Genomic DNA, 14,080 nt, shown 5'->3' on the forward strand with positions numbered 1-14,080 from the left:
TTCAACCGAGTAAGGATAACCCCACTTGGGTGAGCCTTGCCTCATTAGATTCGTCACTCGGGTCTCAAAGATTCCCGAAAAGTACAAAGCGTCACATTGGGAACTTCCGCTGAGTTTTCGGAGTTGACCCAATGATGTGGCACGCTATAGCGCGGCCCAGACCAGCACGTTGGGCCAATGGAAATGGGGGAATGAGTGACGCGAGCATCTAGACGACGGTGGTTGGCCGCATCAATGGCGGTGGCAACGGTCATGACGCTCTCGTCGTGCAATGTGCGGCTCCCGTGGGACCGCCCCGACATTCCCGACGGGCTTCCGCCGGGCGTCGGCACCCAGCAGCCCTACATTGACGTGAACGCGCCCGGGCGAACCGCAGACAAAATGCGTGCCTGGGCCGAACCCATCTCGGAAGCCACGGCCATCCCGCTGACCTCCCTCGAGGCCTACGGCAACGCGGCAGAAATCCAACGACAGCAGCATCCCGAATGCGGTATCGGCTGGACCACTCTCGCCGGTATTGGTGCCGTGGAGACCAAACACGGCAGGCACGGCGGAGCTAGTGTCGCCCCCAACGGCGACGTGCGCCCCGTCATCCGCGGCCCCCAACTCGACGGCACCAACGGCAACCGCGAAATCTTGGACACCGACGGCGGCAAGCTCGACGGCGACAAAAAGTACGACCGCGCCATGGGGCCCTTCCAGTTCATCCCCGAGACGTGGCAGCGCTACGGCGTCGACGCCAACGGCGACGGGGTTGCGAGCCCCGACAACATCGACGACGCAGCGCTTTCCGCAGCCCGCTACCTGTGCGTGTACGCCAACGGCGACATGACCACACCGGCCGGTTGGGAGAAGGCAGTGCACGCTTACAACAACCACGACGCGTACGTCCTGGACGTCCGGAACTACGCGAACGCCTACTCCGTGAACATTCGTTACTGATCTGCGTTTATCCTGGACCCGTACTCGTCGACGGGGAGTTTCCGTCGACCCGACGAACCGAATTGGGGCAGACAAGTGGCAATCATCGAGCAGGTAGGCGCACGCGAGATCCTCGACTCCCGCGGCAACCCGACCGTCGAGGTCGAGGTTGTTCTGGATGACGGGACGTTCTCACGGGCGGCGGTGCCATCGGGTGCCTCGACCGGCGAGCACGAAGCCGTCGAACTGCGTGACGGTGGGGACCGCTACCTGGGTAAGGGTGTCAAGAAGGCAGTTGAGGCTGTGCTTGGCGACATCGCGCCCGAGGTGATCGGCATTGAGGCCGACGACCAGCGTGTTCTCGACCAGACGCTGGTCGACCTTGACGGCACCCCCGACAAGTCGCGTCTTGGGGCCAACGCACTTCTGGGTGTTTCGCTCGCCGTCGCTAAGGCTGCCGCAGAGTCGGCTGGACTGCCGCTGTTCCGCTATGTTGGCGGACCCAACGCGCACATCCTGCCCGTCCCGATGATGAACATCATCAACGGTGGCGCGCACGCCGACAATGGCATCGACTTCCAGGAGTTCATGATCGCGCCGACCGGTGCGGCCACGTTCACCGAGTCGCTCCGCTGGGGTGCCGAGGTGTACCACTCGCTGAAGTCGGTCCTGCACAAGCAGGGCATGAGCACTGCGCTCGGCGACGAGGGTGGCTTCGCCCCCGACCTGCCGAACACCGAGGCCGCACTCAGCGTTATCGCCGAAGCCGTGGAAAAGGCTGGCTACAAGTTCGGAACCGACATTGTCGTGGCCCTCGACTCGGCATCGACCGAGTTCTACCGCGACGGTGCGTACCAGTTCCAGGGCCGCCCGCACTCGGCCGAAGAAATGATCGCCTTCTACGAGAAGCTCGTCACCGACTTCCCGATCGTCTCCATCGAAGACGGCCTCGGCGAAGACGACTGGGCTGGTTGGGCCAACCTCACCGAAGCAATCGGCGACAAGGTGCAGCTCGTCGGTGACGACCTGTTTGTCACCAACCCCGAGCGCCTGGAAGAGGGCATCTCGAAGGGCATCGCGAACGCGCTCCTGGTGAAGGTCAACCAGATCGGCACGCTCACCGAAACGCTCGACGCCGTCGCCCTGGCCCACAACAACGGCTACAAGACGATGATGAGCCACCGTTCGGGCGAAACCGAAGACACCACCATTGCTGACCTGGCTGTCGCTTGCGGTTCGGGCCAGATCAAGACCGGTGCCCCGGCCCGCAGCGAGCGCGTTGCCAAGTACAACCAGCTCCTCCGCATCGAAGAGGGCCTCGGCGACGCGGCGCGCTACGCCGGTGACCTGGCGTTCCCGCGTTTCTCGTTCGGTGCGTGATTAGCTAGAAGACATGGTAGGTAGCGAGAGCGGGAGCGAGCGGCGACGCTCCGGAACCCGGGGACGCTCCGAGCGCGGACGCACGTCGTCCCGCCGGTCGCGTCCTGCGGGACGGAGTTCCCGCTCTCGTACTACCGAACCGGCAACGGTTGAGGCCGTCGGGCCAGATTCGCCGTCGGTGACACCGGTGGCGGAAACCGCGTCGGCTCGCTCGCATGCGGGCGGCCGCAAACGTCGTCCGTCAGACGATGCCAAACGGGTTCCGCAGCACAATGAGTCCGCCGACCTGCACGCACCGCTGTCCCGGTTGGCGATGTTTGCCCATCGTCGCGGAGTCAGTGTGACCGCCGTCGGCATTGCTTTGGGCCTCGGTATTTTTCTGATGCTGACTCTTGCCGTGCCAGCGCGAACCTATCTGGCACAGCGCAACGAGTTCAACGATTTGCGTGCCTCGAACGCGCAACTCGAACGCGAGACGGCCGAGTACGAGGCGAAGCTCGCCCAACAAAATGACCCTGCCTACATCGAGGCGCAGGCGCGCGAACGGCTGCAGATGGTGCCGAAAGGCGAGAAGCCGATCGTGATCATCGACCCCAGCCGCAAACAGCAAGAAGCACAGCAGGCCGCGGAGCGCGAACGCGCTGCGACGCCGTGGTACCAAAATCTGATGGATGCGGTAGCAACACCGCCGAAGGGTTAATTTCCTTGCCTGACAAGAACACTGCACCCGCTACTGCAGATCTGGAAGCGATCGCCAAGCAGTTGGGGCGCGAGCCCCGCGGCGTCCTGGAGATCAGCTACCGCACCCCCGACGGGCAACCCGCCGTCGTGAAGACTTCGCCGCGACTGCCCGACGGCACCCCCTTCCCGACGCTGTACTACCTCACCGATCAGAGGCTCACCGGTGCGTGCAGCAGGCTTGAGTCCGGGGGCGTGATGCGTGAGATGAGCGTCCGTCTCCTCGAAGACACCGAGTTGGCTGCCGGCTACCGAGCGGCCTACGACAGTTACCTCGCCGAGCGTGACGCCATCGAATCGCTCGGCACCGACTTCGCCGGTGGTGGCATGCCCGACCGGGTCAAATGCTTGCACGTGCTCGTCGCGCACTCGCTCGCCAAGGGTCCGGGTGTGAATCCGCTCGGCGACGAGGCCGTCGCGTTGCTGGCCGATGTCGAGAAGCTACGCGGCATCGCAGTGCCCGGCGACTGGCCGTTGACCGTTGACGAAGACGGCAAGGTGTCGTCAGGTACTGCCGAATGACGCGGGTTGCCGCCGTCGACTGCGGGACCAATTCGATCCGCCTCCTCATTGCCGACATCGACGATGCTGGCGTGCTAACCGATGTAGAGCGCGACATGATTGTCGTGCGACTTGGGCAAGGCGTCGATGCGACCGGTCAGTTCGCCGATGAGGCGATTGAGCGCGTCCGCGTGGCGTTGGCCGGATATGTGGAAAGGATGTTGGCTGCGGGCGTCGAGCGCGTCCGCATGGTGGCGACGTCCGCGTCCCGTGACGCCAGCAACCGTGACGAGTTCTTTGCGATGACCGCCGACCTGCTGGGCCGCGTTCAGCCCGGTGCCGTTGCCGAAGTGATTTCCGGCGACGAAGAGGCACGACTGTCGTTCCGCGGTGCCGTTGGTGGTCTCGATCCGGCCGACGGTCCGTTTGTCGTCACTGACTTGGGTGGCGGTAGCACCGAGGTGGTCGTGGGGTCGGTAGTGGGCGGTGAAGCGGTGGTTGCCGGCGCCTATTCGGTCAACATTGGTTGCGTGCGTCTGACCGAGCGGGCGTTGCCCTCTGATCCGCCGACAGTCGACGAACGACTCCGCGCCGAGGAGATTGCGGCCAAAGCGCTGCAGGCGGCGTTCGTCGCCGTTGACGTTTCCGCCGCCCGCACCTGGGTGGGTGTGGCTGGGACGTTGACCACTTTCGTGGCCGTTCATCAGGGCCTGGAAGAGTACGACCCCGACGTCATCCACCACTCCAGCATTCCGCTCGCCGACCTACATGTGTTGTGCGGCAAGATCTTTGCGATGACACGTGACGAGCGGATGCAGTTGGGCTCCATGCACCCCGGTCGCGCCGACGTGATTGGTGGCGGTGCCATCGTGACGCGCGAACTCGCCCGACAGTTTGCTGACCGTGCAGGTATCACCGAAATGGTGGTGTCCGAGCACGACATCCTCGACGGCATCGCCCTCGCGCTGGGCTGAGGGGCAGCTAGGGCCTAGCGCCCAAAGTTGTTGCAGGATTCGCAGACGCTCGCGGGAATGATGCCTGCGCGCTGCAGGAGGCCGAAGCCGATGCAACCCAGGCACAGGCCGAAGGCGAATTCGAGGAAGGCCGCGGCGATCAGCGCCCCGACCACGATCTGCGCGGCCAGGCCGAGGCCGAACAGCGACAGCACGAGCGCGGTCCCGGAGAAGGCGAGGCCGATCGTTTGTGCGAAGCGCTTCGGCGGGCCAGGAACGATCTTTTCCTTCTTCCACACCTGCGGCACAATCACGTGCACGGCGAGGCGGCCAAACGGTGAGTACCGAGGTCCGCCGGCGACACGCAACGCGAAGCCGAGGGCCAAGATCGCGTACAGCCATGGCTGGTTGACCACGATCGATGCCACGGCCAGCGCAATTACTAGGCCAGCGGTGGACCGAGCGGCGTAGTCGTTCACCGGATTCGGGAAATCCAAGACCCCACGATGCCACGTCGACGCCTGCTCGAGCTTGATCGACGAGTCGGCCTGGGTGAACACATCAGCTTGAGCCGACGGCACGGTGTTGGTCACGGGAACTCCCATTCGTGAAGATGACGCTTCACGATAAGCCCAGGTTTTCCGCCCGCCTAGGGTTTCAATCACAGTGATTGGAATGCGGCAGTCGGGAATTGCGCGGCGTGTCGCGGAACCAGATCGATCTCGCGTGCGTCCAAAGAAGCATGAAAGATCCAGGGATTTATCGACGGTCGCACCTTCACGCGAGCGGCTTCGACGACAAGACGATCGACCGGATGATTGCAGCGGGCGACCTGACACGGCTTCGCAGCGGGTGGTTGGCCGCGAAGAATCATGACCTGACCGCGGCTGCGGCGGTCTCGGACGGAGGCGTCCTCACTTGCGTGGATGCGCTGAGGTTCCACGAACTATGGGTCCCGGTCGGCCGCCGAAAGTTACACCTGCGGCGAAGTCGGAGCCTTTCCGGAAAGCATCCCGCCTGTCGGCCAATGAAGTCCGGCACGATCCGCCAGCGGCTGACTGTCGCCACCAAACCGGTCGACTCAGTCCCATCAGCGTTGCTCTGTGCGACTGGCTGTCTCAACCGCGAGGAGTGGATTGCGGTCTGCGATTCGTACATGAACTCCCATGGGCTTGGAGTTGAGGACTTGCGGGCAGAACTCGGAAGTGTTGGCCCCACCGTGACTGATTGGCTTTATCTGACGGACCCGCGATCGCAGTCGGGGACCGAGAGCATCTCGCGCGTTCGTCTGAGGTCCGAGGGCTTCGATGTGGTGGTTCAGCCGCAAATCAAAGGGGTTGGTCGTGCCGACCTGCGAATCGGCCTACTGATCATTGAGTGCGACAGCATGCAGTATCACGCGACGAAAGAAGCCTACGAGCGTGATCACAAGCGCGACCGCAAGGCGTTGGTCAATGGATGGCTCACTATGCGCCTCACCTACGATGACATTCTCTTTGGCTGGGAAGAGGTCCTCGCCGACATCCGAAACATCACCAACCGTGACCGCCACCGCCCGCGGACTCCAAGAAAGCGGGAGCTAGTCGAAAAATCTGTTCGTTATTCGGCCTCCGAGGGAAAAAATAGCCCTCGGAGGGCTGATAACCAACAGAAAATCCTGGCTTCTACGCCGATTCGAAGCCCGCGAGGATCTCCAGGACTTGGTCGCCATACTTTTCGAGCTTGTTTTGACCGATGCCAGTAATGCCGAGAAGTTCGTCGCGGTTTGCGGGCTTCACGGCGGCGATCTCCTCGAGCGACTTGTTGCCGAGGACGGTATAGGCGGGGAGGCCAGCCTCTTTGGCGACGGCCGCACGCCAGCGGCGCAGAACCTCGAAGAGGCTGCGGTCACCTTCGGAGAGGTCGGCAGCGGGCGCGGCGGCGCGCGAAGCCTTGCGGGCTCGGGCCGGAGCCTTCACTTCCTCGCGCAACATCACCGTGGTCTCGCCGCGGAGCACCGGGCCAGCCTTCTCCGTGAGCCGGAGAACGCCGTAGTCGCCCTGTGGCGCAATGATTCCCAACGCCACCAGTTGTCGGACCGCGCCGCTCCAGCCGACGGCATCCAATTCCGTACCGATCCCGTAGGTACTGAGGGAGTCGTGGCCCAACTGTTTGATGCGAGTAGTTTCGGCACCACGCAAGATATCGATCAGGTGCCCGGCACCGTAGGCGGCATGGTTGAACTCGCGATCCAGGCGGACCATCGTCGACAGCAGCTTCTGCGCCGCAACGGTGCCGTCCCAGGTTTTCGGCGGATTCAAACAGGTGTCGCAGTTTCCGCACGGTTCGATCTGCTGGTCGAAGTACCCGAGCAACTGCTGACGCCGGCAGGTCGGGGTCTCACACAATGCGAGCATCGCGTCGAGCAACTGCGACTGCACGCGCCGATGCGCGGCGTCCCCCTCGGACTGGTCGATCATCCGACGCTGATTGACCACATCGGCCAACCCGTACGCCATCCACGCAATTGACGGCAGCCCGTCACGACCGGCACGGCCGGTCTCCTGGTAGTAGCCCTCGATGCTTTTAGGGAGATCCATGTGCGCCACGAACCGGACATCAGGTTTATCGATTCCCATACCGAACGCGATCGTCGCCACCACCACGATCCCGTCCTCACGGAGGAACCTATGCAGAGTGTCGTCGCGGACGCGGCGGTCGAGCCCCGCGTGATACGGATAGGCGTTAATCCCGTTGCGGCGCAAAAACTCGGCGATCTTCTCGACACTCTTGCGGCTCAACGCATAGACGATGCCGGTCGCTGGTTCGCCATCCACAACGCCCTCGGTGCGGATAAAGTCGAGGAGCTGATCGTTCGCCTTGGCCTTCGGATCAATCCGGTAGGTGATGTTGGGGCGATCGAAACTCGACACGAAGTGCCGCGCATTACCCAGGTGCAGGCGAGAAGTGATCTCCTCGTGTGTCCGACGCGTCGCGGTTGCAGTGAGGGCGATCCGCGGCACGTCGGGCCAGATCTCGGCGAGCTCACCGAGCGCCAGATAGTCGGGTCGGAAGTCGTGCCCCCACTGCGAGACACAGTGAGCTTCGTCGATCGCAATCAACGACAATTTGCCGCGCGAGAGAAACTCACGGGTCCCGCGCTGGCTGAGGCGTTCGGGTGCCACGTAGATGAGATCGAGTTCGCCTGCGAGGTAAGCGCGTTCCGTCTCGGCCCGTTCGTCGAACGTCTGCGTCGAATTCAGGAACGACGCGCGAACGCCCAATTGCTTTAACGCGCCAACTTGGTCGGACATGAGGGCAATTAGCGGCGATACGACCACCGCGCAACCGTCCCGCACCAGCGCCGGAACCTGGTAGCAGAGGCTCTTGCCGCCGCCCGTTGGCATCAGGACGACGGCGTCGCCGCCCGCGACGACGTGGGAAACTATGTGGTCTTGGTCGCCGCGGAACGCGGAGTAGCCGAAGACGTCCCGGAGGACTTCATACTGGTCGGGCACGGTTGCGATCAGTTGTCCTCGTCGGCGGCGTCATCGTCGAGGTCGGAGTCGTAGCCGTTGAGGGAATCGAGTTCTTCCTCGTGGTTTTTCGGCTTTGGTGGTTGTTCGGTGTCGATACTTGCCGCGCGGGCCGCCTCACGCATCTCAAAACCGTCGGTGACGAGCTCGCCGATTTCACGAGCCACGTCGGCGACAGCCGCAGTAATGATCGACGTGATGTTGCCGACCCGGTGAGCGGCGCTCTCGACGACCTCTTGGACCAAGTCTTTGTTGCGTTCAACGCGCCCGACCATCGCTACATCCCTTCGGTGACATCGAACCTATTTGCCACCCATGGTAGGCGGTGCCCCTGACATTCAAGGGCACCGCCTACGGCCTAGGCAGCGTCGATTGCCTTCGACCGTTCGATGTTGACGACAATGTCGTTATCGTCGCGGGTCATGGAGTTGGGCAGCGACAGCTTCGCAATCTTGAGCCACGTGGATCCGAGTTGCTGACGCAAGGGGCCACTGTTGTACGGCAGGCCGTAGCGTTCGCAGATCTCGCGCACCTCGCCGGCCATTTCCGGATACCGGTTGGCGGGAACATCGGGGAACAGGTGGTGTTCAATCTGGTGCGACAGGTTGCCGCTCAAGATATGGAACAGATCGCTGCCGGTGATGTTGGCGCTACCGAGCATCTGCCGCACATACCACTGGCCCTTTGTCTCATTCTGGCACTCCTCGGCAGTGAAAGTCTGTGTGCCGGAGGGGAAGTGGCCGCAGAAGATGATGGAGTAGGTCCACACATTGCGGATCAGGTTGGCGCCGACGTTGCCGATGAGAGTGCTGACGAAGAACGGTCCGGTGAGGGCAGGCCACACAATGTAGTCCTTGGCGACCTGCTTGCTCGCCTTACGCCACATGCCCTTGACGAGGCTCTTTACGTCACGCCACTTCCGCTTGCCCGCGATGACGTTCTCGGCTTCGAGATCATGGAGCATCACGCCCCACTCGAAAAGCAGCATCAACGCGGTCGCATAGCCCAGGTTGCCGAGGAAGTACGGGTTCCACTTCTGGTCGCGTGCCATGCGGAGAATGCCGTAGCCCACGTCGCGGTCTTCGCCGAGGATGTTCGTGTACGTGTGGTGCATGTAGTTGTGACTGTGCTTCCACTGATCACCGGGGCACACGGTGTCCCAGTCGAATTCGCGGGAATTGTAGGTGTCCTCGCGCATCCAGTCGTACTGGCCGTGCATCACATTGTGGCCGATTTCCATGTTGTCGAGGATCTTCGACAGGCCCAGCGAAGCGACTCCGGCGAGCCACACGGGCGGAAGGAATGGAACGTACATGGCCGCACGACCGGCGAACTCGAGCGTCCGCTGAGCACGAATGATGCCGTACAGGTACTCGCGATCGGACTCGCCGAGGGTTGCGACGGTCCGTGCACGCAGGTCGTCGAGGTCGCGGCCGAGTTGTTCAACCTGCTCATAGGAGAGGTTCACCTCGGTAGGCACTGCCTCGGTAGGCGCGGCTGGAGTCGACTGGAAGGGAAGCTTGCGGGCGGGACGATTGGGAAGGGAGATAGCCATGATTCTTAGACCTCGATTTCGACGTCGCCGACTGGGGCGTTAACGCAGATTTGGATGTGCTGGTCGGGTTCGGAGCTGAGTTCTCCGGTCAAGATGTTGCGGGTGCAGCCGCTGGTGCGAACCTTGGTGCACGAGAAGCAGATGCCCATGCGGCAGCCGTATTCGGGCTTTAGGCCGGCACCTTCTGCCTGCTCCAGGATGGTCCGACCGTCGTTGGGGACTGACGCATCGGATTTGGTGAAGGCGACCTCGCCGGTGATTGGCTGGTTCGGGTCGATGACCGGGGTGGTGTCGATCGTGAATGCTTCGGAGAACAGTCGTTCGGTGAGTCCGCGATCGGCGGCGTACTCGCCGACGGCCTTCATCAGTCCGGTGGGGCCGCACAGGAAGACCTGCGCGCCATCGACATCGGCGATTCCATCCAGATGGGCAGGCTCGAAGTGTTCGGCGTCAACGGTGCGGGTGTACCGGAGCACGACGTCGAGGTTGCCCACCGTGCGCGCCAGCGTGTCGAGCTCGGCGCGGTAGGGCACATCGGCAGGGGTCCGGGCGTAGTGCACAAACGTGATGGGACGGTCGTATCCTTCGGCGACGAGCGTTCTCAGCATTGAGAGGACAGGTGTAATCCCGCTGCCGCCGCTCACCAGGACGGTGCGTGCGGGGCGATCGGTCGGCAGGGTGAACTCGCCGCGAGCGGTGCTCAGTCCCAGCACCATGCCGGGGCTTGCGTTCTCGCGGAGGTAGCGAGAGACGAAGCCGCGCGAGTGGGCGGTGACGGTGAGTTCGATCTCCGATGTTGCGCCTGCGGCGTTTGCCGGGGAAAAGAACCGGCGGTGCCGAACGCCGTCAACAATGACGCTGACCTCGATATATTGTCCGGCAACATGGCCGGACCACTGGCGTGTCGGACGCAGCGTCAAGGTTACGGAGCGGTCGGTCTGGAGGCGGACGTCAACGATCTTGGCACGCATGTCACGCCAGGTGATCATGGGATCGATCAGTTCGAGGTAGCGGTCGACGGGGTACGGCGTTGCGGTCGCTTCGACGATGGTTTTTCCGAGGCGGCTAAGGATGCTGGCCATCGGGGAACTCCTTCGGTTGCGTTCTGTCATTCAGTGAACGACTGTACACAAATAAGAATGACATACGGGCGCTGTGCGATGTCAAGAGTCGTCCGGTGTGTTCGCGGTCACGGATGTGTGGTGTGCCGCGCGGCGCTACGACGACCGCGACCACATAGACTCGGTTACGTGGCCTCTTCCCCCGATTCACCAGGCAGGACAGTGCGCAAGTCGCGCACCAAGTCCGCGCGCACCGAATCTGGTGGTAGTCGTGCCGAAAAGAAGGAACAGACGCGGCAGGCGCTGCTCGACACCACGATCGACTTGGTGGACGATCGTTCATTCGGATCCATCAGCTTGCGCGAAGTGGCGCGCGGCGCTGGCATTGTGCCGACTGCGTTCTATCGGCACTTCGCGTCGATGGAAGACCTCGGTGTCACGCTCGTCGAAGACGCGATGCGACTGCTACGCGGGGCATTGCGCGAAGCTCGTCGGGACCTGGCCAGCCGCGGTATGCCGACCGCACGCGATTCGCTGTCTGCGCTGCTCAAAAAGGTCCATGCCAGCGAGTCGCAGTACCGCTTCCTGATTCGCGAGCAGCACGGTGGCGTCGCCGAAGTGCGTCGCGCCATCGGAACGGAACTGCGTCTGTTTTCCCGCGAATTGGCGATCGACCTGGCGAGGGTCCCGTCGCTGCGGGAATGGGGGTCCGACGATCTCGAGGTTGCTGCGGACCTGATTGTGACAATCATGATGACGACGGTCGCCGAACTGCTCGACGGCGATGGCCGCGAACAGACCGAGCGCGTGCTAGTTGAGCGCGCGGAGAAGCAGCTGGTCATGGTCTTCCTCGGAATGGATCGCTGGAAGCCTGCGCATTAGTGCTGGGGGTATTCCCGCTGGTGGTTCAATCGGTCGGCCGACGTCGGCCTTTCTGATATTCAGTGCTGCGCGCAAAGTGTCGGACCTATGAGGGAAGATTGTCCGCATGGTGGAGCAAGGTTCGCGAGTTGGAACGCAGTTCGGTCCTTATCGGCTTGATGCCTTGCTGGGGCGCGGCGGTATGGGCGAGGTTTACCGCGCATTCGACACCGTCCGCGAACGCGAGGTTGCGCTAAAGGTGCTCCACGAGCGTTTCGCTGGAGACACTGCCTACGAGGAACGCTTCCGGCGAGAGGCGCAGGCGGTCGCGAAACTCGGTGAGCCGCACATCATTCCGATCCACGACTACGGCGAGATCGATGGCGTCCTGTACCTCGACATGCGATTGGTCGAGGGCGAAGATCTTCGTGCCCGGATCCGTCGTAGCGGGCCGATGCCATCGGGTGAGGCAGTCGCAGTAATCACCCAGGTGGCGTCGGCGCTCGATGCGGCGCATGCGGTCGGCTTGGTACACCGCGACGTGAAGCCCGAAAATATCCTGGTCACCAACGCTGACTTTGCCTACCTCGTCGATTTCGGTATTGCCCACCAGGAAACTGATACCCGGTTGACGCAGGCCGGAACCGCCATCGGTTCGCTGGCGTACATGGCGCCGGAACAATTGGACGGCGTGCCGACGAGCGCCACTTCCGACGTGTACTCACTGGCCGCCGTGCTCTTTGAATTGCTGACCGGACAACCGCCATTCCCCGGAGCGTCCGTCAGTCAGATAGTGCGCGCGACGGTTATGAACGACGTCCCGTCTCCAAGAAAGTTCACATCGTCGGTTACCCCGCAGCTTGACGCGGTGGTTGTGCGCGGACTCGCGAAAGACCCCGCCGGGAGGTTCGTGACAGCCGGTGAGTTAGCCACCGCCGCCAATGCTGCATTGCAGGGCCATTGGCCAGGCGGTGACGCCGCACCGACGTCCACGATTCAAACCGGTGCCGCCTACAACCCGACGGTCTTTGGTGAGCGGCCTTCGATGGACCCGTTGACCAGCCCGGGATTCTCTGGGCCGCATGGTGTTTCGGGACCGGAGTATGTTTCAGGACCGCAATACGCCTCCGGACCACAATATCCATCCGCGCCTCAGCAGGCGGTTGGCGTTCCGCCGCAGTACTACACGGGACCGCAGGGGTACCCGCAGCAGGAAGAAGAGGGCAACGCACTCCAGTGGGTCCTTGGTGCCGTGATCGGCCTCCTAGTCTTGGCGCTGATCGGGATGGCAATCTACTGGTTCGGATTCCGCGACTCAAAGACGCCCGATCAAGCCGGATCGTCGTCCACAACCACCCTCACCACGACCGTTCCGCCTGTAGTGGCACCAACTCCGCCCCCCGGGACCATGAATTGCAGCGGTGAAGTCGGAGTTGCATCAGGGGTTACGAGCTGCGAATTTGCCTACAACGTCCGTGCGTCATACCTGGCTGCCGGACCGAAGGGGGAGGCGCGAACGATTTCGGCGTCGAGTCCGGTCACCGGGATGAGTTACACCATGTCGTGCAATCCGGAAACTGGCGTCGTGGTGTGTCGAGGCGGCAACAACGCCGTGGTCGTGATCTTCTAAAAGCAGTTTGCCGGGCTCGAAACTAGCGGGGGTAATTCTTCAGTGAAGCGGACAATGGTGCGGTCTGCCGTGGCCTTGGCAACGGCAATCGCATGCGGCGGATCGGTCGTGGCGTGCGGATCGTCGGACGCGGAGAAGACGGTGACAACCGTAGTGGTGACGGAGACTTCGGGTACGCCGCAGGCGGGGCCCTCGTCGAGCACGGCAACGACGGGTACCCCGGCCTCGCGGTCGTCGTTGACGAAGAGCTTCGATGCGATGAGCAAGACATTGTCGTCGCCTGTTGGCTTGGCTTTGGTGCCGGTCGGCGGGGGCACTGTGCAGACGTTTGGGGATCTGACTCCGCAGGTCGCATGGTCGACGAGCAAAGTGCCGCTGGCGCTGGCCGCGGAGCGCAAGTCAGGTCCGAGTGACGCTGAAGCGAATGCCATCCAAAACTCCGACAATGCCGCCGCCGAAACGCTGTGGGCCTCGCTCGGAACACCCGAGCAGGCTGCCGCTGCAGTCACCAAGGTGCTGCGGGAAGGCGGCGACAAGAATACGACGGTGCCGTCCCAGCGGCTCAGGCCCGAGTTCTCAATTTTTGGGCAGACGGTTTGGGCCCTCGCCGATGCTGCGACGTTCTCAGCCAATCTGCCGTGCCTGCCCGATTCCAAGCATGTCGTCGAGTTAATGGGCAATGTTGCCGGTAACCAGCAGTGGGGTCTTAAAGCCATCGAGAGCCGGCAGACAGCGGTGAAGGGTGGATGGGGCCCCAGTGTTTCTGGCGGTTACATCGTTCGGCAGATCGGGATCCTCACGCTTCGCGATGGCCGACAGGTGGGCGTTGCAATGCAGGCGCCAACCACTGCGGGATCGATGGAACCGGGAACGGCGGCATTGAGCACTGTCGGACGGTGGCTCGGACGGCATCTCGCGGCGTTGCCCGGCGGCCGCTGCGCGTAGGTTCGCCGCCCCGGTAACGA

The 14,080-nt window shown here is 62.9% G+C and carries 15 protein-coding genes; 9 read left to right on the forward strand and 6 right to left on the reverse strand.

Going from position 1 to position 14,080, the window contains the following annotated elements; all coding sequences use genetic code 11:
• Positions 1–234: 234 nt before the first annotated feature.
• From WBA38_RS09905 to WBA38_RS09925, 5 genes are all read left to right on the forward strand, one after another.
• Positions 235–942 (forward strand): lytic transglycosylase domain-containing protein, encoded by a 708-nt coding sequence (locus tag WBA38_RS09905; protein ID WP_424322605.1) that lies wholly within the window; start codon positions 235–237, stop codon positions 940–942.
• 75 nt (positions 943–1,017) lie between these two features.
• Positions 1,018–2,301 (forward strand): phosphopyruvate hydratase, encoded by a 1,284-nt coding sequence (gene eno, locus WBA38_RS09910; RefSeq protein ID WP_424294233.1) that lies wholly within the window; start codon positions 1,018–1,020, stop codon positions 2,299–2,301.
• A 187-nt stretch (positions 2,302–2,488) separates the two neighbouring features.
• Positions 2,489–3,001: an FtsB family cell division protein gene (locus WBA38_RS09915; protein ID WP_424294234.1), complete on the forward strand. Its 513-nt coding sequence runs from the start codon at positions 2,489–2,491 to the stop codon at positions 2,999–3,001.
• A 5-nt stretch (positions 3,002–3,006) separates the two neighbouring features.
• Positions 3,007–3,561, forward strand: coding sequence for a DUF501 domain-containing protein (locus tag WBA38_RS09920; protein ID WP_424294235.1), 555 nt, complete (start codon positions 3,007–3,009; stop codon positions 3,559–3,561).
• Positions 3,558–4,514: an exopolyphosphatase gene (locus tag WBA38_RS09925; RefSeq protein ID WP_424322606.1), complete on the forward strand. Its 957-nt coding sequence runs from the start codon at positions 3,558–3,560 to the stop codon at positions 4,512–4,514. Before WBA38_RS09920 ends, WBA38_RS09925 begins: the two co-directional genes overlap by 4 nt.
• 14 nt (positions 4,515–4,528) lie before the next feature.
• Here the strand turns inward: WBA38_RS09925 and WBA38_RS09930 are convergent, their stop codons facing one another.
• Positions 4,529–5,029, reverse strand: coding sequence for a DUF4395 domain-containing protein (locus tag WBA38_RS09930; RefSeq protein ID WP_424294239.1), 501 nt, complete (start codon positions 5,027–5,029; stop codon positions 4,529–4,531).
• 206 nt (positions 5,030–5,235) lie between these two features.
• On the opposite strand from WBA38_RS09930, the gene WBA38_RS09935 reads away from it, so the two are divergent.
• Positions 5,236–6,237: an endonuclease domain-containing protein gene (locus WBA38_RS09935; RefSeq protein ID WP_424322607.1), complete on the forward strand. Its 1,002-nt coding sequence runs from the start codon at positions 5,236–5,238 to the stop codon at positions 6,235–6,237.
• Here WBA38_RS09935 and recQ read toward each other — a convergent pair.
• The 4 genes from recQ to WBA38_RS09955 form a co-directional block, all read right to left on the reverse strand.
• Positions 6,158–7,990, reverse strand: a complete 1,833-nt coding sequence (recQ, locus tag WBA38_RS09940; RefSeq protein WP_424322608.1) for a DNA helicase RecQ — start codon at positions 7,988–7,990, stop codon at positions 6,158–6,160. The genes WBA38_RS09935 and recQ overlap by 80 nt on opposite strands.
• A gap of 8 nt (positions 7,991–7,998) precedes the next feature.
• Positions 7,999–8,283, reverse strand: coding sequence for a hypothetical protein (locus WBA38_RS09945; RefSeq protein WP_424322609.1), 285 nt, complete (start codon positions 8,281–8,283; stop codon positions 7,999–8,001).
• Between the two features lie 83 nt (positions 8,284–8,366).
• Positions 8,367–9,563, reverse strand: a complete 1,197-nt coding sequence (locus tag WBA38_RS09950) for a fatty acid desaturase family protein (RefSeq protein ID WP_424322610.1) — start codon at positions 9,561–9,563, stop codon at positions 8,367–8,369.
• A gap of 5 nt (positions 9,564–9,568) precedes the next feature.
• Positions 9,569–10,645, reverse strand: a complete 1,077-nt coding sequence (locus WBA38_RS09955) for a ferredoxin reductase (RefSeq protein ID WP_424322611.1) — start codon at positions 10,643–10,645, stop codon at positions 9,569–9,571.
• Between the two features lie 168 nt (positions 10,646–10,813).
• Here WBA38_RS09955 and WBA38_RS09960 point away from each other — a divergent pair, with 168 nt between their 5' ends.
• Positions 10,814–11,506 carry a TetR family transcriptional regulator gene (locus WBA38_RS09960; RefSeq protein ID WP_424293430.1) on the forward strand — a complete coding sequence of 231 codons (693 nt, stop codon included), beginning with the start codon at positions 10,814–10,816 and terminating at the stop codon, positions 11,504–11,506.
• Between the two features lie 106 nt (positions 11,507–11,612).
• Positions 11,613–13,115 carry a serine/threonine-protein kinase gene (locus WBA38_RS09965; protein WP_424322612.1) on the forward strand — a complete coding sequence of 501 codons (1,503 nt, stop codon included), beginning with the start codon at positions 11,613–11,615 and terminating at the stop codon, positions 13,113–13,115.
• Here WBA38_RS09965 and WBA38_RS09970 read toward each other — a convergent pair.
• Positions 13,112–13,432, reverse strand: coding sequence for a hypothetical protein (locus tag WBA38_RS09970; protein WP_424322613.1), 321 nt, complete (start codon positions 13,430–13,432; stop codon positions 13,112–13,114). The genes WBA38_RS09965 and WBA38_RS09970 overlap by 4 nt on opposite strands.
• A 1-nt stretch (position 13,433) precedes the next feature.
• Here WBA38_RS09970 and WBA38_RS09975 point away from each other — a divergent pair, with 1 nt between their 5' ends.
• Complete coding sequence (locus tag WBA38_RS09975) at positions 13,434–14,060, forward strand: hypothetical protein (RefSeq protein ID WP_424322614.1); 627 nt, start codon at positions 13,434–13,436, stop codon at positions 14,058–14,060.
• Positions 14,061–14,080 lie beyond the last annotated feature (20 nt).

Origin of the sequence: Gordonia sp. (in: high G+C Gram-positive bacteria) (assembly GCF_049647785.1) — a bacterium.
Lineage (GTDB): Bacteria > Actinomycetota > Actinomycetes > Mycobacteriales > Mycobacteriaceae > Gordonia.